At 41.3% G+C, this 22,574-nt stretch carries 22 protein-coding genes; 10 read left to right on the top strand and 12 right to left on the bottom strand.

The window, feature by feature from the left end:
* Positions 1–94 precede the first annotated feature (94 nt).
* Entirely contained in the window at positions 95–1,723 is a 1,629-nt protein-coding gene (panP, locus tag ABWV72_RS01250; RefSeq protein ID WP_216049169.1) for a pyridoxal-dependent aspartate 1-decarboxylase PanP, read from the top strand.
* 7 nt (positions 1,724–1,730) lie between these two features.
* Here the strand turns inward: panP and panC are convergent, their stop codons facing one another.
* The 5 genes from panC to ABWV72_RS01225 form a co-directional block, all read right to left on the bottom strand.
* On the bottom strand, positions 1,731–2,582 hold the full coding sequence (gene panC, locus ABWV72_RS01245; RefSeq protein WP_216049168.1) for a pantoate--beta-alanine ligase: 852 nt from the start codon (positions 2,580–2,582) through the stop codon (positions 1,731–1,733).
* A gap of 25 nt (positions 2,583–2,607) precedes the next feature.
* Positions 2,608–3,405, bottom strand: a complete 798-nt coding sequence (gene panB / locus ABWV72_RS01240) for a 3-methyl-2-oxobutanoate hydroxymethyltransferase (RefSeq protein WP_216049167.1) — start codon at positions 3,403–3,405, stop codon at positions 2,608–2,610.
* 58 nt (positions 3,406–3,463) lie between these two features.
* Positions 3,464–3,970 (bottom strand): 2-amino-4-hydroxy-6-hydroxymethyldihydropteridine diphosphokinase, encoded by a 507-nt coding sequence (folK, locus tag ABWV72_RS01235; RefSeq protein WP_342805444.1) that lies wholly within the window; start codon positions 3,968–3,970, stop codon positions 3,464–3,466.
* Entirely contained in the window at positions 3,970–5,283 is a 1,314-nt protein-coding gene (gene pcnB / locus ABWV72_RS01230; protein WP_342808321.1) for a polynucleotide adenylyltransferase PcnB, read from the bottom strand. The genes folK and pcnB overlap by 1 nt, the downstream gene beginning before the upstream one ends.
* Positions 5,284–5,504: 221 nt before the next feature.
* Positions 5,505–6,521: a LacI family DNA-binding transcriptional regulator gene (locus ABWV72_RS01225; protein WP_216049165.1), complete on the bottom strand. Its 1,017-nt coding sequence runs from the start codon at positions 6,519–6,521 to the stop codon at positions 5,505–5,507.
* 447 nt (positions 6,522–6,968) lie between these two features.
* Between ABWV72_RS01225 and ABWV72_RS01220 the strand changes: the two genes are divergently transcribed.
* Positions 6,969–8,240, top strand: a complete 1,272-nt coding sequence (locus tag ABWV72_RS01220) for an MFS transporter (RefSeq protein WP_342805440.1) — start codon at positions 6,969–6,971, stop codon at positions 8,238–8,240.
* Complete coding sequence (gene treF / locus ABWV72_RS01215; protein ID WP_353368376.1) at positions 8,237–9,817, top strand: alpha,alpha-trehalase TreF; 1,581 nt, start codon at positions 8,237–8,239, stop codon at positions 9,815–9,817. The genes ABWV72_RS01220 and treF overlap by 4 nt, the downstream gene beginning before the upstream one ends.
* Here the strand turns inward: treF and gluQRS are convergent.
* The 3 genes from gluQRS to sfsA all read right to left on the bottom strand — a co-directional run bounded on the left by gluQRS (position 9,771) and on the right by sfsA (position 12,076).
* Positions 9,771–10,619, bottom strand: a complete 849-nt coding sequence (gluQRS, locus tag ABWV72_RS01210) for a tRNA glutamyl-Q(34) synthetase GluQRS (protein WP_353368375.1) — start codon at positions 10,617–10,619, stop codon at positions 9,771–9,773. The genes treF and gluQRS overlap by 47 nt on opposite strands.
* Positions 10,620–10,699: 80 nt before the next feature.
* A complete protein-coding gene (gene dksA / locus ABWV72_RS01205; protein WP_216049161.1) occupies positions 10,700–11,146 on the bottom strand; it encodes an RNA polymerase-binding protein DksA in 447 nt (148 codons plus the stop codon).
* 225 nt (positions 11,147–11,371) lie between these two features.
* Positions 11,372–12,076: a DNA/RNA nuclease SfsA gene (gene sfsA, locus ABWV72_RS01200; RefSeq protein WP_353368440.1), complete on the bottom strand. Its 705-nt coding sequence runs from the start codon at positions 12,074–12,076 to the stop codon at positions 11,372–11,374.
* Positions 12,077–12,167: 91 nt separating this feature from the next.
* On the opposite strand from sfsA, the gene pepB reads away from it, so the two are divergent.
* On the top strand, positions 12,168–13,460 hold the full coding sequence (pepB, locus tag ABWV72_RS01195) for an aminopeptidase PepB (protein ID WP_216049160.1): 1,293 nt from the start codon (positions 12,168–12,170) through the stop codon (positions 13,458–13,460).
* A 94-nt stretch (positions 13,461–13,554) separates the two neighbouring features.
* On the opposite strand, the gene ABWV72_RS01190 is transcribed toward pepB, so the two are convergent.
* Complete coding sequence (locus ABWV72_RS01190; RefSeq protein ID WP_353368374.1) at positions 13,555–13,737, bottom strand: helix-turn-helix domain-containing protein; 183 nt, start codon at positions 13,735–13,737, stop codon at positions 13,555–13,557.
* 182 nt (positions 13,738–13,919) lie between these two features.
* Here ABWV72_RS01190 and ABWV72_RS01185 point away from each other — a divergent pair, with 182 nt between their 5' ends.
* Together ABWV72_RS01185 and ABWV72_RS01180 are read left to right on the top strand one after the other, a co-directional pair.
* Entirely contained in the window at positions 13,920–14,519 is a 600-nt protein-coding gene (locus tag ABWV72_RS01185; protein ID WP_216049158.1) for a YhgN family NAAT transporter, read from the top strand.
* Entirely contained in the window at positions 14,516–15,106 is a 591-nt protein-coding gene (locus ABWV72_RS01180) for a YjaG family protein (protein ID WP_216049157.1), read from the top strand. Before ABWV72_RS01185 ends, ABWV72_RS01180 begins: the two co-directional genes overlap by 4 nt.
* Here the strand turns inward: ABWV72_RS01180 and rsmD are convergent.
* Complete coding sequence (rsmD, locus tag ABWV72_RS01175) at positions 15,093–15,680, bottom strand: 16S rRNA (guanine(966)-N(2))-methyltransferase RsmD (RefSeq protein ID WP_216049156.1); 588 nt, start codon at positions 15,678–15,680, stop codon at positions 15,093–15,095. The two genes, ABWV72_RS01180 and rsmD, sit on opposite strands and share 14 nt — an antisense overlap.
* A gap of 179 nt (positions 15,681–15,859) precedes the next feature.
* Here rsmD and ftsY point away from each other — a divergent pair, with 179 nt between their 5' ends.
* From ftsY to ftsX, 3 genes are read left to right on the top strand one after another with little or no spacing between them, the layout of a single operon-like run.
* Entirely contained in the window at positions 15,860–17,155 is a 1,296-nt protein-coding gene (ftsY, locus tag ABWV72_RS01170) for a signal recognition particle-docking protein FtsY (protein WP_353368373.1), read from the top strand.
* A 14-nt stretch (positions 17,156–17,169) separates the two neighbouring features.
* A complete protein-coding gene (ftsE, locus tag ABWV72_RS01165) occupies positions 17,170–17,874 on the top strand; it encodes a cell division ATP-binding protein FtsE (protein ID WP_216049155.1) in 705 nt (234 codons plus the stop codon).
* Positions 17,874–18,854 carry a permease-like cell division protein FtsX gene (gene ftsX, locus ABWV72_RS01160; protein WP_353368372.1) on the top strand — a complete coding sequence of 327 codons (981 nt, stop codon included), beginning with the start codon at positions 17,874–17,876 and terminating at the stop codon, positions 18,852–18,854. The genes ftsE and ftsX overlap by 1 nt, the downstream gene beginning before the upstream one ends.
* 37 nt (positions 18,855–18,891) lie before the next feature.
* Here ftsX and ABWV72_RS01155 read toward each other — a convergent pair whose 3' ends face one another.
* On the bottom strand, positions 18,892–20,130 hold the full coding sequence (locus ABWV72_RS01155; RefSeq protein WP_216049153.1) for an EAL and HDOD domain-containing protein: 1,239 nt from the start codon (positions 20,128–20,130) through the stop codon (positions 18,892–18,894).
* 59 nt (positions 20,131–20,189) lie between these two features.
* Positions 20,190–21,407, bottom strand: a complete 1,218-nt coding sequence (locus tag ABWV72_RS01150) for an EAL and HDOD domain-containing protein (RefSeq protein ID WP_342805429.1) — start codon at positions 21,405–21,407, stop codon at positions 20,190–20,192.
* Positions 21,408–21,655: 248 nt separating this feature from the next.
* On the opposite strand from ABWV72_RS01150, the gene rpoH reads away from it, so the two are divergent.
* On the top strand, positions 21,656–22,510 hold the full coding sequence (rpoH, locus tag ABWV72_RS01145; RefSeq protein WP_216049151.1) for an RNA polymerase sigma factor RpoH: 855 nt from the start codon (positions 21,656–21,658) through the stop codon (positions 22,508–22,510).
* Positions 22,511–22,574 lie beyond the last annotated feature (64 nt).

Here is a 22,574-nt window from a genome sequence, read left to right as displayed (position 1 = left end):
TTTGTTAAAAAACTGTACTTTTTATTAACTTAGGATGCTTTATATTTGGCGAAGTGGCAGATTTGCGCTAAAGTCCGCGTCTGAAAGTTTTCATATGAGGTTACAACGAGTGGGTAAAGCGACTGCCAGTTTGGAGCATATGTTCCGTGTATTTACCAAGCCTGAAGGTAAAGATTCCAAACTCGCGCAAATAGAAGAGCATTTGTCAGATAATCTGTCGGATTTTCTTTCCCAACATGTTGTAACTACCGCGAAATCTCTTGAAGATATTGAGCAAAATTTTCAGGAATACAAAGTGCCTGAATCCCCTGAATTTGTCTCTAAACATGCAGAGGTGCTGTTAGAAAAAGTTGTCGCCAATTCAGTGAATACTTATGCTCCAACGTTCATTGGGCATATGACGTCTGCTTTGCCGTACTTCCACTTACCTTTAGCAAAGCTGCTGGTGGGGTTGAATCAAAACTTAGTAAAAATTGAAACTTCCAAAGCGTTTACGCCTTTGGAGCGTCAAGTTGTCGGCATGTTGCATGAATTGGTTTATAACGAGTCAGAATCTTTTTATAAAACCCATTTGCACAGTGCAAAACATTCTCTTGGCGCATTTTGCTCAGGTGGAACCATTGCCAATATTACCGCGCTCTGGGTCGCTCGTAACAAAGCGTTAGCTGCCGACGGAAATTTTCGAGGCGTTGCAAAACAAGGCTTAGCCGCGGGTTTAAAACATTATGGCTATGCCAATATGGGGATTCTCTCTTCCAAGCGAGGACACTACTCACTTTCTAAAGCCGTAGATATTCTAGGTTTAGGACGTGAGCAAATGCTGACCGTCGATAGCCAAAGTCAACGTTTATCCCCTGAAGACGCATTGAAAGTAGGACGACAGTTTGAACAGCGTGGAAACAAATTATTAGCCATTGTTGGGATTGCGGGCACCACAGAAACAGGCCACGTTGATCCCCTAGATGAATTGGCCGATGTCGCCAAAGAATTAAACTGTCACTTCCATGTGGATGCCGCCTGGGGAGGAGCAACCTTATTCTCCAACCGCAATAAAATGAAACTCAAAGGTATACACAAAGCAGACTCAGTCACCCTTGATGCTCACAAACAAATGTATGTTCCTATGGGGGCAGGTGTTGTGGTGTTTAAAAATCCTGAAGACAGTAATGCGGTGCGACATCACGCACAATATATTTTACGAGCCGGCTCTAAAGATTTAGGTGCGACCACATTAGAAGGTTCGCGTAACGGCATGGCAATGATGGTTTACTCGGCGTTTAATATATTCGGTCGTGAGGGATATGAGTTACTCATTGACCAAAGTATCGAAAAAGCCCAACGTTTTGCCTCTCTGATTGACCAACATGATAATTTTGAGTTGATTACTGCACCTACTCTGTCACTTTTAACTTATCGGGTAAAACCAGCCATGGTGAACGCTCATGGTGATATCGAAAGTGAAATGTTGGACAGATTAAATGTCACAGTTCAAAAGCAACAGCGTGAAGCGGGTAAATCCTTTGTTTCTCGAACACGCTTAACGGTTGAAAATTACGGTACCAAGCTTCTCACCGTATTTCGCGTAGTATTAGCTAACCCGTTAACCACTGACCAAGATCTGGTAAATATATTAGAAGAACAGTTGGATATTGCGAAGCGTACAGAAACTTGGAAAGAGCTTGAGAATCAAGCTCTTTTACAGTCAAAAAGATCTGTTGGTTAGTTCTATTTTACTCAAGTGTCACTTGAATATTATCGATCAGGCGGGTTTTTCCTAAAAATGCGGCTGCCAAAATAACCAACTCGGTCTCTTCATGACCGGGACTCAATAATGATTCCACGGAACGAATATCAATATAATCTACTTTCAATCCTGCATTGTTAAGTTCTTCAGTGTACTGCTGAATCAAATTACTGAAATCTCGTCGCCCGAGTTGAATGTTTTCACTCAATTTCTGTAAGCAACTATATAGTGCTGGGGCTTTTGCTCGTTCAGACTCAGTTAGATAGTTGTTGCGTGACGACATTGCTAAGCCATCATCCTCTCTAACCGTTGGTACACCGTAGATTTGTAGGTTCATTGATAAGTCAGTGACCATGGCTTTAATCACCTGTAATTGCTGAAAGTCTTTCTCACCAAAAAACGCCATGTTTGGTTGTACCATATTAAACAATTTACACACTATGGTGGCCACACCACGAAAATGGCCGGGACGACTCGCTCCACAAATCATATAGGACAAGCCGGGCACTTCTACAAAAGTCTGCTTTTCCAAACCTCGAGAGTAAATATCTTCTGCTTTTGGGGTGAAAAGGACATCTACCCCTAAGGCTTCTAATGCGGCCATATCTTGTTGCATAGTGCGTGGGTATGCGGCCAAGTCTTCATCAGGTCCAAATTGTAATGGATTGACAAAAATAGACACTACCACTATGTCTGCATGCTTTTTGGCTTGCTCGACAAGGTGTAAGTGCCCTTTATGTAAATTTCCCATGGTGGGGACAAACGCAATGGTTTTACCATCGTTTTGCCATTTTCTGCGTATTTCTCTAAGCGGTGTTATATCACTAATTTGCTGCATAATGTGTCCTATATATTCTTAGCTATTAGTTAAAGCTATGTTCTGCGCTTGGAAAAACGCCATTTTGCACTTCTTCAATATAGGCCTTAACTGCTTCGCGCATATCCCCGGTGATTTCTAAATAGTTTTTAGAAAACTTGGGCATGTAATTGGCACTAATGCCAAACATGTCGTGCATTACTAAGATTTGACCATCGGTATGCGCGCCGGCGCCTATACCAATTACAGGAATATTAATTGCCTTGCTAATTTTCTCAGCTAAAGGAGCTGGGACACACTCTAAAACCAACATCTGAACACCGGCTTGTGCCAATGCTTCAGCTTGTTCGAACAATCGTTCTGCTTGCAAGTCGCCACGACCTTGGACTTTAAATCCACCAAAAACGTGCACTGACTGTGGAGTAAGGCCTAAATGGCCACACACAGGCACGCCACGCAAGTTTAGCCCCTTAATGGTATCAATCAGCCAGTCTCCGCCTTCTACTTTAACCATGCTAGCGCCAGCGGCCATTAGAGTGGCAGCATTGGCATAGGTTTGTTCTGGCGTTGCATATGTCATGAATGGCATGTCGGCCACCACAAAAGCACGACTTGTTCCTTTACGAACGGATCTCGTGTGGTAAGCGATATCATCTATGGTAACAGATAGGGTATCGTCGCAGCCTTGCAGCACCATGCCCAGTGAATCACCGATCAAAATCACATCAACACCTTGCTCGTCAAATAGCTTGGCGAAGCTGGCATCATAAGCGGTTAGCGCTGTGATTTTTTGTTTCTCTTGTTTCATTTTAAACAAGCTTGACGTAGTTACTTTCTTAGTCATAATAATCACCTCTGCTAACTGAAAAGTGCAACAAAATTAGATGGTTGCTCACTTTTGATTATTTCCATGTCACATTTGTTCTGATTACTTCGAGCCCATTTTCAGGTACGCTTTTTAGTATAGAAACTAAAGAGTCACCACATGGTAACACGAGTTCAGGAGCTATCTCACGTAACGGGTATAGTACAAATTCCCGTGTTTTCATACCGTAATGGGGCACGACTAAATCATCGCTTCGAATTTGTTCATTGCCATACAAAATAATATCTAAATCTAGGGTTCTAGGTCCCCAGCGTTCGGATTTCCGCTGTCTGCCATGGGTCAGTTCAATTGTTTGTAAGCTGGAGAGTAATTCCGAAGGCGCTAATCGTGTTGCTATTGATACCACAGCATTCACATAATCAGGTTGATCTTGCGGGCCCATAGGTTTGCTAGCATAAAAACTTGAGCATTGTTTTATGTGCGTGTCTTTGAGACCGTCAATTGCACGCAACGCCTGTTGCAGTTGCTGATCAGGCTCGGCTAAATTGCTACCCAAACCTATGTAACTAATTACGGGTTGCATTAGGAGGCGCTGGGTTTCTTACTTTTGGGACGGCGGCGAGTGCGACGAGCGGGCCCGCCTTCAGCTTCTCGGAGTTTAACTAACATTTGTTTGCGTTTATCTGGGCTAACCTCTTGAAACTCAGTCCACCAATCAGCTAACTCAAGCAGTTTACCCCCTTCAATTTGTCCACGAATCAGCAAAAAGTCATAGGCTGCACGGAAACGGGCATGTTCTAACATTTGATAGGCTCTGCGGCCGAAACGCTTTGGTAAACGCAATTGTAAAAGCCAAATTTCTCGCATCATGCTGGAAAAACGTTTGGGGATCATAATGCGTTGTATTTGTCGGTGAAGCACATCGTTGACCGCGATATTGAATGCATCGAAATGATTCAAACCTGCTTCGTCCATGAGCTTTTGACAGTGTTCTTCAATTGGATACCATAAAAATGCGGCATACATGAATGCGGGGGTTACTCTTTGACCGGTATTAATCCGGTTATCAGTATTCATCAGCATTTTTCTAATAAACTGATTTTCACGACTGTCGCTGCCTTTTAGCAAGGGCGCTAATTGTGGAAATAACGGTTGGATAAGATCATATTCCTGCATTAATTCAAAGGTTCTTAAACCTTGTCCGGAAATAAACAGTTTAATGACTTCTTCAAACAGGCGAGCAGGCGGAATGTTGTTTAATAAACTGCCTAATTGATGAATTGCAGCGGCAGATTCTTGGCTGATTTGCATATTCAGTTTGGCTGCAAATCGCACTGCCCTTAACATTCTAACCGGATCTTCACGATAACGAGTTTCAGGGTCACCAATCAGCTCTAAACGTTTGTCTTTGATTGCTTGCATGCCATTGGCAAAGTCGGTCACCGTAAAGTCGGTGACGCGGTAATACATCGCGTTTACTGTGAAATCGCGACGTTCTGCATCTTCTTCAATACTGCCAAAAACGTTGTCTCTGAGAATTTGACCTTCTTGACTTTGTTTGCCTAGCACCTCTGCAGGTTTTTTGCCTTTTTCGTCATCCGAGTTTTGGTGATGGCCTCTAAATGTGGCTACTTCAATAATTTCACGACCAAAAACGACATGGGCTAAACGAAATCGGCGGCCAATTAAACGACAGTTTCTAAATAGCGCTTTGACTTCATCAGGAGTGGCATTGGTAACGACATCAAAATCTTTTGGCTGCAGTCCCATAATAAGATCACGTACACAGCCGCCTACTAAGTATGCGTCGAATCCAGCGCCATTTAGGCGGTACAATACTTTCAGGGCATTATCACTGATACCTTTTCTAGAAATGCCATGCTCACCGCGAGTGATAACCTTCGGATTGAGTAAATCCGAATGGTATTCGTCAGCGTTTTTTGTCAAAGCATTTTTGACCTTTTTGATCACTCGAGAAATGATGCGTTGGCTCCTGATAACACAAATAATTTTAATGGCGCGCAATGATATACTGGATGAAGAGTATTTTCTATCTGTTGATATAGCTAGTTGCCAGTAAATTGGCTGTGAATACAACTAATACATCTAAATTATGTCTAGTTTAATTTACGACAACTAGAATCTCTTATCATTAATTGGGTATCTAGCACCACAGAGTCAACAGGCTTTTTGTTGAGTAAATCCAGTAAAGCAGAGACCAAAGCTTCCCCACCTTTTTGGGTGTCTTGATGAATCGAACTTAGTGAAGGTTGTGTGAATGCACACACTGAAATGTCATCATATCCCACTATTGCCACTTGCTCGGGGACACTAACTCCTTGTTCGTTCAATGCTCGCATCATACCTAAGGCTATTGAATCACTGGCCGCGACTATACCGTCGTAATTAAACTGATTATTTTTCAATAAGGCTAAGGTTACTTTGTAGGCATCTTCAAAGGTAAAGTGGATGTCTAACGGATTGGGTTGTTGCAATTGTGCATTTTTCAAAACCTGTTGATAACCTGCAAAACGCAAACCTGTTTCAAAGGAACGCATGCCACAAAAGACAATATTCTGACATCCTTGTTTGACTAAATGTTGAGTAGCCAGTTCCCCACCCATGAAATTGTCAGTACCAACAGTCACATAGTCGCTGTTCTTTGATTGACCACCCCAAACCACTATCGGCTTTTGATGATTTATTAGTTTATCAAATGCATCCATATCGTCACCCTGACCAAACACAATCAGTCCGTCAGCGCGGTTCATCGTAAAATAATCATCTAGAGAACTGGTTTGAGCAATATTGTGGGACACCAATAACAGATCGTATTTATGACGACTTAGCTCATCGGCAATTATGCCAACGATATTCAATACAAAGGGGTCAGTAAAAGATTGATCATGTTCGGAGCTTTTAATAATCACAACGGCAATGGTGTTAGAGGTTTTCAATCGGAAGTTTCGGGCCGCGGTATTAATCTTAAAATCGTGAGCTGCCGCGAGCTTTTGTATTTTCTCGCGGGTTTTTGCACTAATTAACTTATTGTTATTCAGCGCCCTAGAAGCAGTTGAACCTGAAACCCCAGCGAGTTTTGCTAAATCGGAAAGCGAACGAACTTTTTTTGTCATGACTATCTCCAAATACTGCAGTTCATGGCAATTCCATCGAAATAGATATTTCAGTAGAGAGGAAAACTCTTAATGCTTTGATACTATTCACTATTGTACACCCTATTGATGTTAGCTTGCAGGTTAAATGATGCAAAATATCATTACCTGAATTCATCCAACATTCCGAATCGACTTAACATCGGCTACGCACCATTTTATTTTTATCTAGGCTGATTATAGACCCGAATAAAAAATAATTGCAATCGATTGCATTTTTACATATGTTTAACAAAGATTAGCGTCACTTATTGAGTTAATGACACTTCATCGAGCATGTTAGAAGATGACTAATGAGGTTATTTAGGTGTAATCGAGTATCGCTAATATCCGTTATTTCACAACAGTGCTCGAAGTTAATCAATTGCTTAACTTGGAGCAAAATTATAGCCATTAATGGTGATTTCAATGCCCAGATTTATGACCATATTTGCCATTGCGGCTTGTTATTTTATTTTTGCTATCTTGCTCAATAGTGTAGGGACGGTCATTCTACAATCGATTAATAGTTTCGATATCAGCAAGCCCATCGCCAGTTCTTTAGAAGGATTCAAGGATCTTTCTATTGCCTTTGTGTCTTTTGCCATTGCAGCGTTTGTGCCTAGAGTGGGTTACAAACTGGCGATGATGGCAGCCTTAATATTGGTTGCTGCGGTCTGTGCGCTCACTCCGTTGTTTGCCGACTTTATGATGATCCAAATTTTATTTGCCTGTATCGGAACGGCTTTCGCGCTAATTAAAGTTTCGGTTTATAGCATCGTCGGTCAGTTGTCAGATGATACTAAAAGCCATGCATCACTGCTGAATACCATTGAAGGTATTTTTATGTTGGGGGTGTTGTCAGGTTACTGGTTATTTAGCGGATTTATCGATGCAGAAGCTCCCCATTCTTTACGTTGGATGGAAGTGTATTATTGGCTTGCTGGATTCACTGTTTTAACCGCATTAGCCGTGCTTTTTTCACCGATAAAAAAAGCGCCAAAAGCTGAACTTACTAGACCCCTGATCGACGATTTTATGGAGATGATTAAGCTCACCTACCGACCTCTGGTTTTGGTATTTGTGTTATCCATTTTCTTTTACGTTTTAATTGAACAGGGGATAGGTACTTGGTTACCTACATTTAACAACGAAATATTGCACTTACCTTTAGATGTCAGTATTCAGATTACCAGTATTTTTGCCGCTGCTATCGCCATAGGACGTTTATTGGCAGGACAAGTTTTGCGTTTCATGAATTGGTACAAGTTTTTGAATATCTGTTTAATTTTTATGGCCATATTGATGTTGTTGTGTCTGCCGATGGCCAATACAGTTCAAAATGCTGGCCAAATCAGCACTATCTCCAGCGTCTTTGATGCACCACTCGCTGCCTACTTATTACCTCTTGTGGGGTTACTGATGGCACCTATTTATCCGGTTATCAATTCAGTGATGTTAAGTTCGCTAGAAAAAGCACTGCATGCGCCCATGACCGGATTAATCGTGGTCTTTTCCGCCCTTGGGGGAACAACAGGGTCGATAATTACCGGCATTGTATTTGAGTCTTTTGGTGGTCAACGGGCGTTTTATTTATCTTTGATACCGATGGCGCTGATTGCAATCACGCTATTTTTATTCAAACGCTCAACTGGTCGAATTTCACCTTTCTCAAGCCGCGACATAGAAGAGGCCGCATGAGCACTTTAATAGGACGTCAAACCGCTGGTAATTTTGAGCAAAGCTTGGCTTTTTTCAGCAGCGCATTATTTGATCAGGTCCAAACATCGGGTCTGTTTACCGACAGTAAACACTTTGCAGATGCCACGCCTAAAACCGATTGGGATGAAATTTACCAACAATATGAACAGCAATCAGCATCTGGTCATTTCAAATTGGCAGAGTTTGTTGAGCAATATTTTAGCTTTCCCGAACCGATAAAGCTGGCCGAAAATGTTCGTTATCAAACCGTTGCTGAACACATTGAAGCTTTATGGTCACTTTTACAAAAGCAGCCAGATGCCGACAGCAAAGATTCTCTTTTGCCACTGCGATTTCCTTACTTGGTGCCGGGCGGTCGATTTAGGGAAATATATTATTGGGATAGTTATTTCACTTCTTTAGGTTTGCTCAATTCTGGACGCAAAGAATTAGTCAAATCGATGGTGTTAAATTTTATTCAATTGCAGAAAGATATTGGCTGTATTCCCAATGGTAATCGCAGTTATTATTTTAGTCGCTCCCAACCGCCAGTATTGGGCTTAATGGTAGACATGCTGTTCAGGTCTGAGGGCAACTATAAGGATCTAGACTTTCTCAAGGAATGCGTAGAAGCCATGGATTCTGAATATGCGTTTTGGATGGCGGGTGCTGAACAGTTGAGTGAACCTTTTCAAACTCATAGTCGTTCAGTCAGAATGCCAAATGGCGGGATTTTGAATCGCTATTGGGATGAGCAAGCTTGTCCTCGACCTGAATCTTATGCTGAGGATATAGATTCTGCTGAGCATAAAAAAGACCATGAAAAATCCACTTTCTATCGGCATATTCGTGCTGCATGTGAATCAGGTTGGGATTTCAGTTCGCGCTGGTTGGCGGATCCAGAAGATCTGCAAAGTATCCAAACTACCGATATTATCCCTGTTGATCTCAATTGTTTGCTGTATCAGCTTGAAGTGTTATTGAGTCAGTATTGGGACTTGTTAGGGCAAAAAAATAAAAGTCAGCTTTACCAGCAAAAATCGGAAACTCGTAAAGTAACCATACAATCTTACTTTTGGGATTCTACAGATAACTTCTATCGGGATTTTAATCTGAAAACAACCAGTCAATCTGCGGTGATGTCTCTTGCCGGTGTGTTGCCTCTATTCGTTAACCTTGCCAATCATGAACAGGCCGAAGCCGTAGCCAGTCGATTGGAAAACGAATTTCTATGTGCTGGAGGTTTGCTTACCACTTTGTGTCAAAGTAGCCAGCAATGGGACGCACCAAACGGTTGGGCGCCATTACATTGGTTTGCTGTTAAAGGGTTACAGCAATACCAACAGAATGAATTGGCGACACGGATCATGCAAAACTGGCTCGCTAACGTAGAACATTATTTTCAGGCCCATGGAAGTTTAATGGAAAAATATAACGTCAAAGAAATTGACCATGTTGCGCAAGGTGGTGAGTACGAGGTACAGCATGGATTCGGTTGGACTAACGGGGTGACTAGCGCCTTCTATCAACTTATGGAGTCGAGTCAGCCCAAGCTTGAATTGCCCAATCTAAAATAGCCTGAGTCTGTTGTGGTATATGTTTAGGGACAGGTAAATTAAGATGATCCAGGGCGACGATGAGGTTTTCTTCTGTTTTATTAAGGTTCAATGCCGGCGCATGATTTTGTTTACTGAATTTGCGCCCGTCAGCTGACCTGACCAATGGTAAATGCAAACATTGAGGCAGAGCCTTGCCCAAGGTCTTAAATAACGCCCACTGGCATGCTGTGGCCGTTATTAAATCTTCTCCCCTAACTATTTCGGTAATGCCTAATTTTATATCATCAGCCACAGATGCTAGGTGGTAGGCGTACAATCCATCTTTGCGCCTAACAATAAAATCTTCTTGGGTTGCGTTACTATTTACTTCGAGTTGACCTAATCGAACATCGTTTATCTGCGATATGTTAAATTGGTTTTTTATCCGAAGGGAGTATGGGGCTTGTATCTGTTTTTTATCTCGACAAGTGCCGCTATAGAATTCGCCAATAGCCTTAATTTGCGCTCGTGTGCATTCACAAGGATAAAGTAAATTTTGGCGATTGAGTTGCGATAAAATATGTTCGTAATATTGGCTGTTTTGACTTTGCAAAATGACATCGTCATCCCAAATCAAACCATGGGCCTTTAACGTCAACTGAATACTTTCTATTGCGCCAGCCATGATTCTTGGCGGATCAATATCGTCAATGCGTAGTAGCCACTTGCCGTTATTCACTTTGGCTTGCAAGAAACTTCCCAGAGCGGTCACTAATGAGCCCATATGCAGTGGCCCAGATGGACTTGGTGCAAATCGACCGATATAACTTGTTTGGTTCATAAATAATCACCAACGTAAAGTTAACGCTCTAGAAACAACAAAAGCCGCAGGTTAGCGGCTTTGGAATCGACTTAAAAAAATTAACCTTGTAGCTGTTTTTCTTTAATTTCAGCTAGGGTTTTACAATCGATACATAAATCAGCGGTAGGTCGAGCTTCTAATCGCCTTACACCAATCTCAATGCCACATGCATCGCAAAAACCAAAGTCGTCTTCTTCAATTCGTTTTAACGTTTTTTCAATTTTCTTGATTAACTTACGTTCACGGTCGCGGGTACGAAGTTCTAAGCTGAATTCTTCTTCTTGAGCCGCTCGATCTACTGGATCTGGGAAATTGGCCGCTTCATCCTGCATATGGTGAACAGTACGATCTACTTCTTCGCGAAGTTGAGAGCGCCATGCTGACAATATTTTACGGAAATGCTCGAGTTGAGCATCGTTCATATACTCTTCGCCGTCTTTCTCCTGATAAGGAGTTAGACCAGCTAGTGCTATTAATCCTAAACTTTTTTCTTTTCCAGTTGGCATGTGCCAATTCTCCTACACTACGACACAAACGTTGTTTAGCGAATGAGGATATATAGCAGATTGCTATTATCCTAGCAAATTAGGCTTGGTCGAATATATGTAACTGTTACGCTTATCAGCGGTAAAATTGGCCTAGTAAATACCAATTTTTTTGAATAAAAAACGGTGAGCTGTTTTTTACGACTCGCAAACATAGACTCCTTAGATAAAAAATCAACCTTTTTTTTACAGATCGAAACTTAGTTGCTGATTTAATTGTAGTTTTTCTTCAGAGATTTTGCAGCCGTAGGCGATAATTTGTACGCCCGCAGCCATTGCTGCTTGTAAAGTCGCCGAATATTCCGGATCTACGTCGGTAGCAACTCGGATATTTTTGATGCCAGTATGCTGACTACAAAACAACAATACAGCGCGTTTCCCAGCTTGAGCAATGACAATTAGTTCACGTAAGTGTTTACTGCCCCGTTGGGTTTTTGCATCAGGGAAATAACCAATCCCGTCCCTCAGTAATGTAACTGATTTTACTTCAACATAACAATCGGGTAGATTGTCAGAGGTTAACATAAAATCTATTCTGCTATTTTCTTCTCCGTACTTTACCTCTGGTTTAATCCCTTGGTATTCAGCTAATTCTTTGATTTTTGATTGGGCAAAAGCTTCGGCAACTAATTTATTCGCATTGTGGGTATTGACCCCTATCCAGTCGCCTTGGTGATTTTTACTTAGCTCCCAAGTGTATGCGAGTTTCCGTTTAGGGTTATTCGATGGACTTAACCACACTTCAAAGCCGGGGTCGCCGCAACCCGTCATGGCACCTGTATTTGGGCAATGAGCGGTGACGATTGAACCATCAGAAAGTTCCACGTCAGCTAAGAATCGTTTATAGCGTTTTATTAACTTACCCTTGATAAGTGGAGTGGGGAACAGCATATTACCTCTCATATCATGCGCTTTAGACTGCGCACACTGTTCCATGATTTAGTCTAATTAATCATGGATGCCAAAGAAAAAGGAAACCAGTATGTCACATCTTTTAGTCGAACTCAGTTATCAACCCGCTTCAGCCCATTGGGGAGATAATGCATTAGTTAGTTTTGCTGCAGAAACCGCCACCATTCACTTAAACCCTGAAGATGCTACGGATACTCAATTGTCCAAAATTGCGGTGGTTGCCCGTAAACTGGATGGAATGAATCTGTCTGGCGTCACTTTATCTGGAGATTGGAGTGAAGAACAACAATGGGCATTGGCATTTAGTTATCGTCGAGCACGCAATGCTGCTGAGATTAAATGGTTAGAAAATAGTGACAAAGAAAGCTTAGAAAAACGTTACGCTGCGCTGTGTTTTACCCGCGATTTAGTCAATGAAACGCCTGAACAACTTTCACCGGAAGAATTGGCTAAACGCAGTGTAGACTGGCTAACAGAGCTATCTGGTGACAAAGTGTCTGTAAAATACTGTGTCGGTGAAGAGTTGGCAAAAGCTGGCTGGGTGGGCATATATAACGTTGGCCGAGGCAGTGAACGACCCCCGGTTCTATTAGAAGTTGATTACAACCCCAGCGGTGATGAAAACGCAGCTGTTGCTGCGGCTTTAGTGGGTAAGGGAATTACTTTTGATAGTGGCGGGTACAGCATGAAAAGTAGTGAAGGCATGTTGAGCATGAAGTGCGACATGGGCGGGGCGGCAACGGTAGTTGGTGCACTTGGACTGGCCATCATGCAAGGATTGAACAAGCGGGTTAAATTATTCTTATGTTGTGCTGAGAACCTAGTCAGTGGGCATGCTTATAAATTGGGTGATATTTTAACCTATAAAAACGGTGTGACAGTGGAAATTGTTAATACTGATGCTGAAGGACGTTTAGTGTTGGCGGATGGTTTAATGGCAGCCAGTGAAACCAATGCACCTTTAATTATTGACGCAGCTACTCTCACTGGTGCAGCTGTTGCTGCTACCGGTGGAGATTACAATGCAGTTTTTTCACTTGATAAACCTGCACTACAACAATTTATTATTCAATCAGAAAAACAAAATGAGCCAGTGTGGCCGCTTCCCTTAGAGTTATGGCACCAAGATAAATGTCCATCACCTTTTGCTGATACTGCAAACAGTCGTGCACAAAAAGGTGGCGGTGCCGGTGGCGCATCTAACGCCGCTGGATTCTTGTCACGTTTTGTTGGTAATCAAGGTAAAGGTTGGATTCATGTTGACTTAGCAGCGGCTTATAATGGCAGTGGTACTAGTCATATGCCTGCTGGTGGCAGTGGAATCGGAATAAGAGGAATTGCACAGGCGTTATTAGACGCTTAGAAGTGACTTTTTCAACTAGACTTAGGGTTCACTAATTTATTGGTGAACCGTTTAGCAACTGCTGGTTAAATCATTTGTAGATACCAGCTAGCTTTTAAATACCACCTACACGCTCAGCAAACTCTTTATATTTTTCCACTTCGTTTCTATCAAACAAGGGTTTACCTTGACTATCTTTCGCCTTAGAAGCTAACAGACTTTCTCTTTCTAAACGCTCAACTCTTTGATTTTTTACTCCTAAAAAATTAGCTACCTCGGTTACGCTGATTAAAGTCATTGGAGCCTCCACTATTGTGCATTTTTACTTAATCAAAGCGTAAAGTTGTCATATTGCTAGTTTATCGCTTGTTTAGATCTCCAAGCTTGGTTGCCTATGAAATTACGATAGTTTTGGATTCGATTATGGATATACCCTAAATAGGTTTACAATGCCGCGAAATTCGAATTGATGGAGGTATAATGGATATTTGGTCTGCAGCGGTAATGTTATTTCTAATAATGGATCCTTTAGGAAACTTACCAATATTTATGTCCATTTTGAAATCAATTGAGCCTAAACGTCGTCGTAAGGTGTTAGCGCGAGAGTTGGTTTTATCATTATTGATCATGTTCATCTTTTTATTCAGTGGGCAAGCCGTGTTGGACTTCCTAAATGTGAAACAACAAGCGGTTAGCATTGCTGGTGGTATTATCTTATTTTTGATTGCAATTCGCATGATCTTCCCTAATAAAGGGAGCCATGACGACGATGTAACTGAGCAGGAACCTTTTATTGTTCCCTTAGCTATTCCAATGATTGCCGGTCCCTCGTTATTGGCTGCTCTGATATTGCTTGCTAACCAAGATCCTCTAAGGATGTTCGATTGGTCGTTAGCACTTTTTTCAGCTTGGGCTGTTTCCGCGAGCATTCTCATGTTTTCTGGTGTATTTTTTAAGATTCTTGGAGAGCGTGGCTTAATCGCGATTGAGCGTTTAATGGGCATGATTTTGATTATGTTGTCGATACAAATGTTTCTCGACGGCGTAGGTAATTACTTTTCACTGGGAGTGACCAATTGACCTCTAAATTAAATACATTTCAAAAAGTTCGTGAGTTAACTGGCTGGCATGCCGTTGCATACGCTGCCACTTTAACTGAACGTATGAAGCCTAATTTCCAGCTATTCTGCGAAACAGCTGAATTCGATGATGAAGGTCAATTCCACAAGTCTTTGGAATCGATTTGGCAGTGGTTGTCTCGTACGGGCTCGAAAATTAATTTCGCTTTACAGTTGGAAAAAATTGAAGATGTGACTCCCGATGCTGCTGAACATGATAGCTTCGGTGTATATCCAGCAATTGATGCGGCAATTTCTTTGGCTGCAATAATGTCGCTGATAACCAATGATGAACCTCAAGGTGCGGTGATAGTTTCCAAATTATCACAAGGGAGTGTCGAAGCATTTGTTGAACTGGTATCTGATCAGTCGTTGAGTGCTCAAGAAATAAAAGAGCACCCATTAATGCAGTGGGAAGTGGCGTTTCAAAATGAATTGGTGCAACAAATAGTCGCAATGCCTGAAGGGGCAAAAAGTGTGAAAGTGCTACGCGAAATGGCGACCAGTGAAGGCGTATCGAATATCGGAATTGAGATTAATTCACAATAAATAATTTACTAGATACACTCTGAGTCGATTTTTCTTTGATACAGCGCCAATTATCTGGAACTTGGTAGTGCTGGTTTTGCGTTTCACATTCGATGTAAATAACACTTTCGGTAACGGTTAAGTGATTTGCTTGGATTACATCGATTGCTTTGGGCACTAAACCGGCATTAAACGGCGGATCAATAAAAATTAAATCAAAGGTATCTTTTAGTCTATCGCAAACCTCAAGACTATTCCCATTTATGACTTTAGTTTGTTGCTCGGATACTTGCAGTTTTTCAAGATTGCTACTGATTAACTGCGCAGCGACCTTATCTAACTCAATAAAAGTTGCACTAGTAGCATGTCTTGAAAGTGCCTCAAAGCCAAGGCTGCCGCTGCCAGCAAACATATCTAAACAACGACTTTCATTTACATAAGGCATTAACCAATTGAACAAGGTTTCTTTGGTCCGATCGGTTGTCGGACGTAAACCTTGTGCCGCTAAAACTGGTAGCTTTCTGCCACGCCACTTGCCACTTATCACCCGGATTGAGCCGGTGATGGCATTTTGCTTTTTTACGCCTCGCTTCATGAATCCAAGAAATGCTATGATTGTCAAAATTGGACGATAGTGTATACCTTTAGTCGCTTTTCTGCATGCACACTTTTTGAAAAGTCAGGTTGCTATCAAGAAACTTTATATCAGTCGATTTTTGTTTATTAATAAAGACAAAACTCCAGACTCACATTATCAAGAGAATTAACTAAAGCATGTCTAAATTTTTCCGCTGGTTCAATAAAGATAAAGATGAAAAATCAAATCAATCTGTCGAGCAAGATGAGACGTTACAGAATGTCAGTGAAGAAGATACCGGAAAGCAAGAATCTCCTGCATCCGAATCCTCGGACGAGCAGCCTAAAGCGTTAGAATCGAATGCTGCTGCAACGGTGAGTGTCGAACAGAATATTGATTCCCCGGTTACTATTTCTGAACAGCCCCAAGTTGTTGACGAAATAGCTGCAACCCAACAAAATCCTGTTGAGCCAGAGCCAGAGCCAGAGCCAGAGCCAGAGCCAGAGCCAGAGCCAGAGCCAGAGCCAGAGCCAGAGCCAGAGCCAGAGCCAGAGCCAGAGCCAGAGCCAGAAGGGTTTTTCAGCAAACTTAAACGCGGGTTGTCGCGAACCAAACAAAATTTAGGTAGTGGTTTTGTTAGTTTATTTAAAGGTAAAAGCATCGATGACGAGTTATTCGAGGAACTCGAAACCCAATTGCTAGTTGCCGACTTGGGTATGGATACCACGAGTAAAATTATTAAGGAGTTAACCGAAAGTGCCAATCGTTCGCAGTTGAAAGATGGCGACGCGTTATATCAACTTCTCAAACAGCAAATGTCGGATATTTTAGGTCAATCTAGTGAACCTCTTAAGATCGACTCAGCTGACGGGCCATTTGTGATTCTGATGGTTGGAGTCAATGGCGTTGGTAAAACCACTACCATCGGGAAATTAGCCAAACAATTTCAACAGCAAGGTAAAAAAGTCATGTTAGCGGCAGGAGATACATTTCGTGCCGCAGCTGTTGAACAGTTGCAAGTTTGGGGAGAAAGGAACAATATTCCTGTGGTTGCCCAGCAAACAGGCTCAGACAGTGCATCGGTTGTTTTTGATGCTTTCCAGTCAGCTAAAGCGAAAAACATGGATATTCTCATCGCAGATACGGCAGGCCGTCTGCAAAATAAAGATCATTTGATGGAAGAGCTCAAAAAGGTCGTTCGGGTCATGAAAAAAATCAACCCGCAAGCCCCCCATGAAATCATGCTTACTATTGATGCTGGTACAGGACAAAATGCAATTAGTCAGACTAAACTGTTTGATGAAGCTGTGGGTTTAACCGGTATCACCCTGACCAAATTAGATGGCACCGCAAAAGGGGGCGTCATATTCGCAATCGCAGACAAGTTTGATATTCCCATACGCTATATTGGTGTGGGTGAAGGGATTGATGATCTTCGTCCATTCGACAATCAGCAGTTTGTAGAAGCACTGTTTCAAGACAATGATAGTTAGACGCAGGTAGCAACGTGATTAAGTTTGAACAGGTAAGTAAAACCTATCCAGGCGGGCAACAAGCCTTACGCAAAGTAAGTTTTCATATTGAGCCCGGTGAAATGGCGTTTTTAACCGGCCATTCTGGCGCGGGTAAAAGTACCCTGTTGAAACTCATTAGTATTATGGAGCGTCCTACTGTAGGACGCGTGCTGATCAATGGCCATGACCTAAATACCATACATCGTCGACAAATCGCGTTTATTCGACGAGATATTGGAATGATTTTCCAAAGCCATCAATTATTAATGGATAAAAGCGTGTTTGATAACGTTGCACTGCCATTGGTTATTGAAGGTTACTCCCATAAAGAAACCACTAAACGAGTGCATGCAGCGCTTGAAATGGTTGGTTTACGAGACAAAATAAAAAGCTTTCCAATGATGCTTTCAGGGGGGGAGCAACAACGCGTGGGTATTGCCAGAGCAGTTGTTAATAAACCTCCTTTGTTGTTGGCAGATGAACCGACAGGAAACTTAGATCCTAAATTGTCGATGGAAATCATTCGTTTGTTTGAAGACTTTAATCAAGCTGGCGTATCTGTTTTTATTGCGACCCATGATTTAGGATTAATTGCCCGAATGAAGTACCGATCATTGACCTTAAAACAAGGACAAATGATCACCGATGGTTTGAGTGAAGAGTGGGATAGTGAAGAGCCTAAGGAGTATGATTTTTAATGAGTATTCTGTTTAAAGGCCGGCCTCAAGGTGCTTACTCTTCTAAAATTGGCATGTTCCAGCGCATAACCATGTTTTTTGTCAGTCATGTAAGACAAGCATTAGGGAGCTTAGGTGAACTATGGCGAGCGCCGTTAGCGTCATTGATGACCGTTGGCGTACTTGGGTTGAGTATCACATTACCCAGCACCTTCTATATTTTAGTTAAAAATGCCGAATCGATTGCGGAAAACTGGCAGCAGGCCTCTGAAATAACCTTATTCCTACGTAAAGGGACACAATCCAAAGACGCTAATCAATTAGTGACTAGACTTGGGCTTTGGCCTGAAATCGATTCTGTGACCTATATTCCTGCCGATCAAGGATTGCTTGAATTTCAGCAACAAAGTGGTTTGGGAGAAGCATTAAGTTACTTAGATGAAAACCCGTTACCGGATGTGATTTTAGTCAATCCCACCTCCCAAAATACATCGCCCTCTGCTGCTAAACAGCTATTAGATAAACTTAATCGTGAACGTCATGTGGAAGTGGGGAAACTCGACATTAAGTGGCTAGAGCGCTTACACGGCTTTTTATCTATCGCCAAAGAATTAATCTATGCCGTCGCTCTTTTGTTATTTCTAGCTGTGGTGTTAATTATTGGCAACACCATTCGCTTAAATATTCTAAGTCGACGGGATGAAATTTTGGTGATGAAATTGGTTGGTGCTACAGATGCATTTATACATCGACCATTTATGTACACCGGTATGTGGTATGGCTTGTTAGGCGGTTTGATGGCTTGGTTTGCGGTTATGTTATTGCTTTGGTGGATGGGCGGTAGTATTGATGCTTTAACCGCGCAATACGCAAAAGACTTCGACTTAACAGGTCTAGATCTTACTTCGCTGCTAGTTATGTTGGGAGTCTCAATCTTTTTAGGATTAGCCGGCTCAATGATATCTGTACATAAGCATGTAAGAAGCATTGAACCGAAATAACTCGAGCTCTAAATCATATTGAGATGAATTATATTATCTAGGCTATCGCTTTAGGATAGTGTGGAGAGATTGATTGGCGAATTGTATTACCCCATAGCACCGCTTGATTGAACATATGGTGTAAGTGTTTTTGCTCTATTTCCAGTACTTCTGAGATTTTTCTAACTTTCATCCAGGTTGCGCTTTCAAAGGCTCTTGCCAGCAAAATGTAGAGATAAAAATCGTTCTTACCACCACACAATGCATATTTTACCTCGTCTACAATTGGCATTTTATTCACCAATTCCTGCATATCTTGATCTAATAATGCATCTAACAAAGAAAATAAACCGGCCATAAACCCGGTTGGCGGGTTATCGCCAATCTTTCTGTGTTTTGCAATCAAATCACAGAATTTGGCTCGCACTAGAGACATATGCAACAGTTCCATAGGCTTATCATCTGCTAGATTCGCCAGTGCAAGTAGGGCGATGAACTTCTTAATTTCAACTTCACCCATGTAATTTAATGCATGTTTTAACGACGTAATTTTAAAACGTTTATTAATCATTGGGTTATTAATAAACCTCAACAACATATACGACAGGCCAACATCTCGTTCAATAATTTCATTTATACGATCAATACCAAAACTTTCATTCGCTGTTTCGCCTATCAACTCAACCAGCGATAACTTGTTGACCGGCAATGGAGCTTGGTTGAAGTTAACTGGTTTTGAAAAGAAATAACCTTGGAAGTAATCAAAGCCTAAGTCATTAAAGGATATGAAATTTTGTAGCGTATCAACATTATCGGCAACCATTTTGACCTTGGCATTGGAAAACCGTGGCATCTGCTTTGCGATATTAGGAAAAGCATGTTGGAAAGTGTCAATTTTGACGATATTGACGAGGCTGAGTAACTCGCTGCTAGTGGTCAATTTAGGTTCGTTTAAGGCTATCTGAAATCCCATGTCACGGATATTCTGACAGGCTTCAATGATCGATTCTTCGCCCTCAACGTTCTCAGATACTTCGACCACAACAGTATTGGGGTCTAGGCTATTTGGAAGGCCCTTGAGTATGGTCTCATTGGTGAAATTAATAAAAGACGTTTTTTGGCAAGAAATATCGTCTAACGCCAACTTCAAATTTGATTGATTCTGTGGTTGAGGTTGAGATGCATCAACTAATTTGTCAGGAAAACAGTTATTTTTACCGTCTCTAAAAAATAGCTCATACGCAAATACTTCTTTTTCCTTGTCTAAAATTGGTTGCCTAGCCACAAAAGCGAACATCAAAAGCCCCTATTATTCCATTTTATACAAATTTTAATTTGTCGTTTCTGATTTATTAATTAACGAATTGAACGGGTCATAGCTGACGCCCATTTAATCGATTCATTGTAAAAACTATGCAACATGTCTTGATCAAGTTCAAGTTTAGTTGAATGGTGTGTCACACCGTTCCAGTCGCCGTATTCAAACGCTCGAGCAACCACTAAATAATCTCTAAGTTGGCCTTCAATGCCACATAACGCATTCTTTAAGTCGTCGTTTAATGGTAATTTTTTTATTAACTTTGACATATTCTGATCTAACAATGCATCTAAAAGTGAAAATAAACCAACTAAAAATCCTTTAGGTGGGTTATCAGCATCATTCTTAGCCATAGAAATGAGTTCACAAAATTTAGCGCGAACCAAAGACAGATGAATTAACTCAGGTGGTTTTTCATCTCCTAAATTAGCGATGGCCACCAACGCGATAAACTTTTTGATCTCTATTTCGCCCATATAATTCAATGCATGATTTAATGAATTGATTTTATTGCGTTTATTCATAATTGGATTGTTGATAAAACGCATCAACATATACGAGAGGGAGACATCTTTTTCGACGATCTGACAAATTTTGTCGAATTCAAATTGGCTATTTGCACTCTCGCGCATTAACTTCAACAAATTGAGTTTAGAACTCGGAATGTTTTTATGTTTCTTGATTTCGGGTTTAGCGAAAAAGTAGCCTTGGAAAAAATCAAATCCAACAGCTGAGTAACGCAAAAACACGTCATGATTTTCAACTTTTGTCGCCACTAATTTGATGCGAGCTTGTTTAATGCGAGATAGGTTTTGTTCTATAAGCTTAAAGTCAGTGGTGGTAACGTCTACCTTAATTATGTTGATAACTGAAAATAGGCGATCCCATTTGGGATCAAAATCATAATCGTCTATGGCTATTTTATAGCCGAGCCCACTGATGTGTTTGCACGCTGCAATAAGCTTTTCAGATACTTTCACACTTTTTATTAACTCAATAACAACCGTTTGCGGATCGAATAGAGTGGGAAATCGATAGAGTAGGGTGTCTGTCTGAAAGTTGATGAAGGCCGTTTTTCCATCTGAAATTTCTTCAACGCCTATTGAAAAGTGGCTGTTTGTAATAATTTTTGATGTCGCTTGATTCGGCTCAATGTCTGGAAAACAGTTACCCTCACCATCTCGAAAAAGTAGTTCGTAAGCAAATACCTGCATCTGTTGGTCAAAGATAGCTTGTCGTGCGATGTAAGAAAACATTTAACCTTGCCTAATACCTGTTCAACTTGATTGAATATTAGTCGAGTATAGTGTTCTATTTTAATTTAAAATTAAACCTTTAAATATAAATATGCGCCCCCATATACCTTGAATGTCTTTTTTGAGACAATTAATTTCAGTTTGAGTGAATTATTTATGACCTTTTGCGGTCTATATACGTAATAGATAATTGGCTTTGCCCATTTGTATTGATAGAATACTGGGCTGTAACGAATAATGAGGTATACATGAGCACAAATATGCAAGCTATGGTATTAAGCGTTCCTCACAGTGGCAGCATTGAAACTTATATTCAAGCTGTTAGCAGCATCAACATGCTGACTGTGGAAGAAGAACGTCAGCTAGCAGAACGTTTGCAGCGAGATGAAGACATTGAAGCGGCACGAAAGCTAGTTATGTCCCATTTACGTTTTGTTGTACATATTGCTAAATCATACTCAGGTTATGGATTACCCCAAGCTGATCTCATTCAGGAAGGCAATATTGGCCTAATGAAAGCAGTGAAGCGATTTGATCCAACCGTCGGTGTGAGACTAGTGTCTTTTGCTGTGCATTGGATAAAAGCAGAGATTCATGAATTTGTGCTTAAAAACTGGCGTATTGTGAAAGTGGCAACCACTAAAGCACAGCGTAAGTTGTTTTTTAACCTGCGTAAAAACAAAAAGCGTCTAGGCTGGTTTACTCACGATGAAGTGCAAAAAGTAGCACAAGAGTTAGGTGTGAGTACCAAAGAAGTACTGCAAATGGAAGCTAGAATGAGCAGCCAAGATCAAGCATTTGATTTGTCTGCTGATGATGACGAAAGTGGAAGTTTTGCACCGGTACAGTTTCTAGAAGACAAAACAACTGATGTGGAAAGCGAAGTAATTAATTCTGATTGGGATAGCAACGCTTCTAAACGTCTGCACTCGGCGATCAAAACCTTAGACGAGCGCAGTCAACATATTATCCAGACTCGTTGGTTGTCGGATGACAAGTTGACGTTGCAAGATTTGGCTGACAAATATGAAGTGTCTGCTGAACGTGTACGTCAGATTGAAAAGAATGCAATGAAGAAATTGCAGTCAGCGATGGTTGCATAATCAGCTAGTTCAAACACCTATAATGACTTCATAAAAAAGCGCGAATTATTCATCGCGCTTTTTT

The organism is Aliiglaciecola sp. NS0011-25 (assembly GCF_040370605.1).
Taxonomy (GTDB): domain Bacteria; phylum Pseudomonadota; class Gammaproteobacteria; order Enterobacterales; family Alteromonadaceae; genus Aliiglaciecola; species Aliiglaciecola lipolytica_A.
Note: the sequence above shows the minus strand (reverse complement) of the source record. Positions and strands in the feature narration are given on the sequence as shown.

Coding starts and splice junctions, on each gene's coding strand:
- folK (WP_342805444.1), bottom strand. CDS start 3,970: ATGCAACCCGTAATTAGTTACATAGGTTTGGGTAGCAATTTAGCCGAG.
- ftsX (WP_353368372.1), top strand. CDS start 17,874: ATGAGTATTCTGTTTAAAGGCCGGCCTCAAGGTGCTTACTCTTCTAAA.
- panP (WP_216049169.1), top strand. CDS start 95: ATGAGGTTACAACGAGTGGGTAAAGCGACTGCCAGTTTGGAGCATATG.
- gluQRS (WP_353368375.1), bottom strand. CDS start 10,619: ATGAACCAAACAAGTTATATCGGTCGATTTGCACCAAGTCCATCTGGG.
- sfsA (WP_353368440.1), bottom strand. CDS start 12,076: ATGCTGTTCCCCACTCCACTTATCAAGGGTAAGTTAATAAAACGCTAT.
- rsmD (WP_216049156.1), bottom strand. CDS start 15,680: ATGAAGCGAGGCGTAAAAAAGCAAAATGCCATCACCGGCTCAATCCGG.
- ABWV72_RS01155 (WP_216049153.1), bottom strand. CDS start 20,130: ATGTTCGCTTTTGTGGCTAGGCAACCAATTTTAGACAAGGAAAAAGAA.
- ABWV72_RS01185 (WP_216049158.1), top strand. CDS start 13,920: ATGGATATTTGGTCTGCAGCGGTAATGTTATTTCTAATAATGGATCCT.
- ABWV72_RS01150 (WP_342805429.1), bottom strand. CDS start 21,407: ATGTTTTCTTACATCGCACGACAAGCTATCTTTGACCAACAGATGCAG.
- rpoH (WP_216049151.1), top strand. CDS start 21,656: ATGAGCACAAATATGCAAGCTATGGTATTAAGCGTTCCTCACAGTGGC.
- ABWV72_RS01190 (WP_353368374.1), bottom strand. CDS start 13,737: ATGACTTTAATCAGCGTAACCGAGGTAGCTAATTTTTTAGGAGTAAAA.
- treF (WP_353368376.1), top strand. CDS start 8,237: ATGAGCACTTTAATAGGACGTCAAACCGCTGGTAATTTTGAGCAAAGC.
- ABWV72_RS01220 (WP_342805440.1), top strand. CDS start 6,969: ATGCCCAGATTTATGACCATATTTGCCATTGCGGCTTGTTATTTTATT.
- ABWV72_RS01225 (WP_216049165.1), bottom strand. CDS start 6,521: ATGACAAAAAAAGTTCGTTCGCTTTCCGATTTAGCAAAACTCGCTGGG.
- pepB (WP_216049160.1), top strand. CDS start 12,168: ATGTCACATCTTTTAGTCGAACTCAGTTATCAACCCGCTTCAGCCCAT.
- dksA (WP_216049161.1), bottom strand. CDS start 11,146: ATGCCAACTGGAAAAGAAAAAAGTTTAGGATTAATAGCACTAGCTGGT.
- ftsY (WP_353368373.1), top strand. CDS start 15,860: ATGTCTAAATTTTTCCGCTGGTTCAATAAAGATAAAGATGAAAAATCA.
- panB (WP_216049167.1), bottom strand. CDS start 3,405: ATGACTAAGAAAGTAACTACGTCAAGCTTGTTTAAAATGAAACAAGAG.
- panC (WP_216049168.1), bottom strand. CDS start 2,582: ATGCAGCAAATTAGTGATATAACACCGCTTAGAGAAATACGCAGAAAA.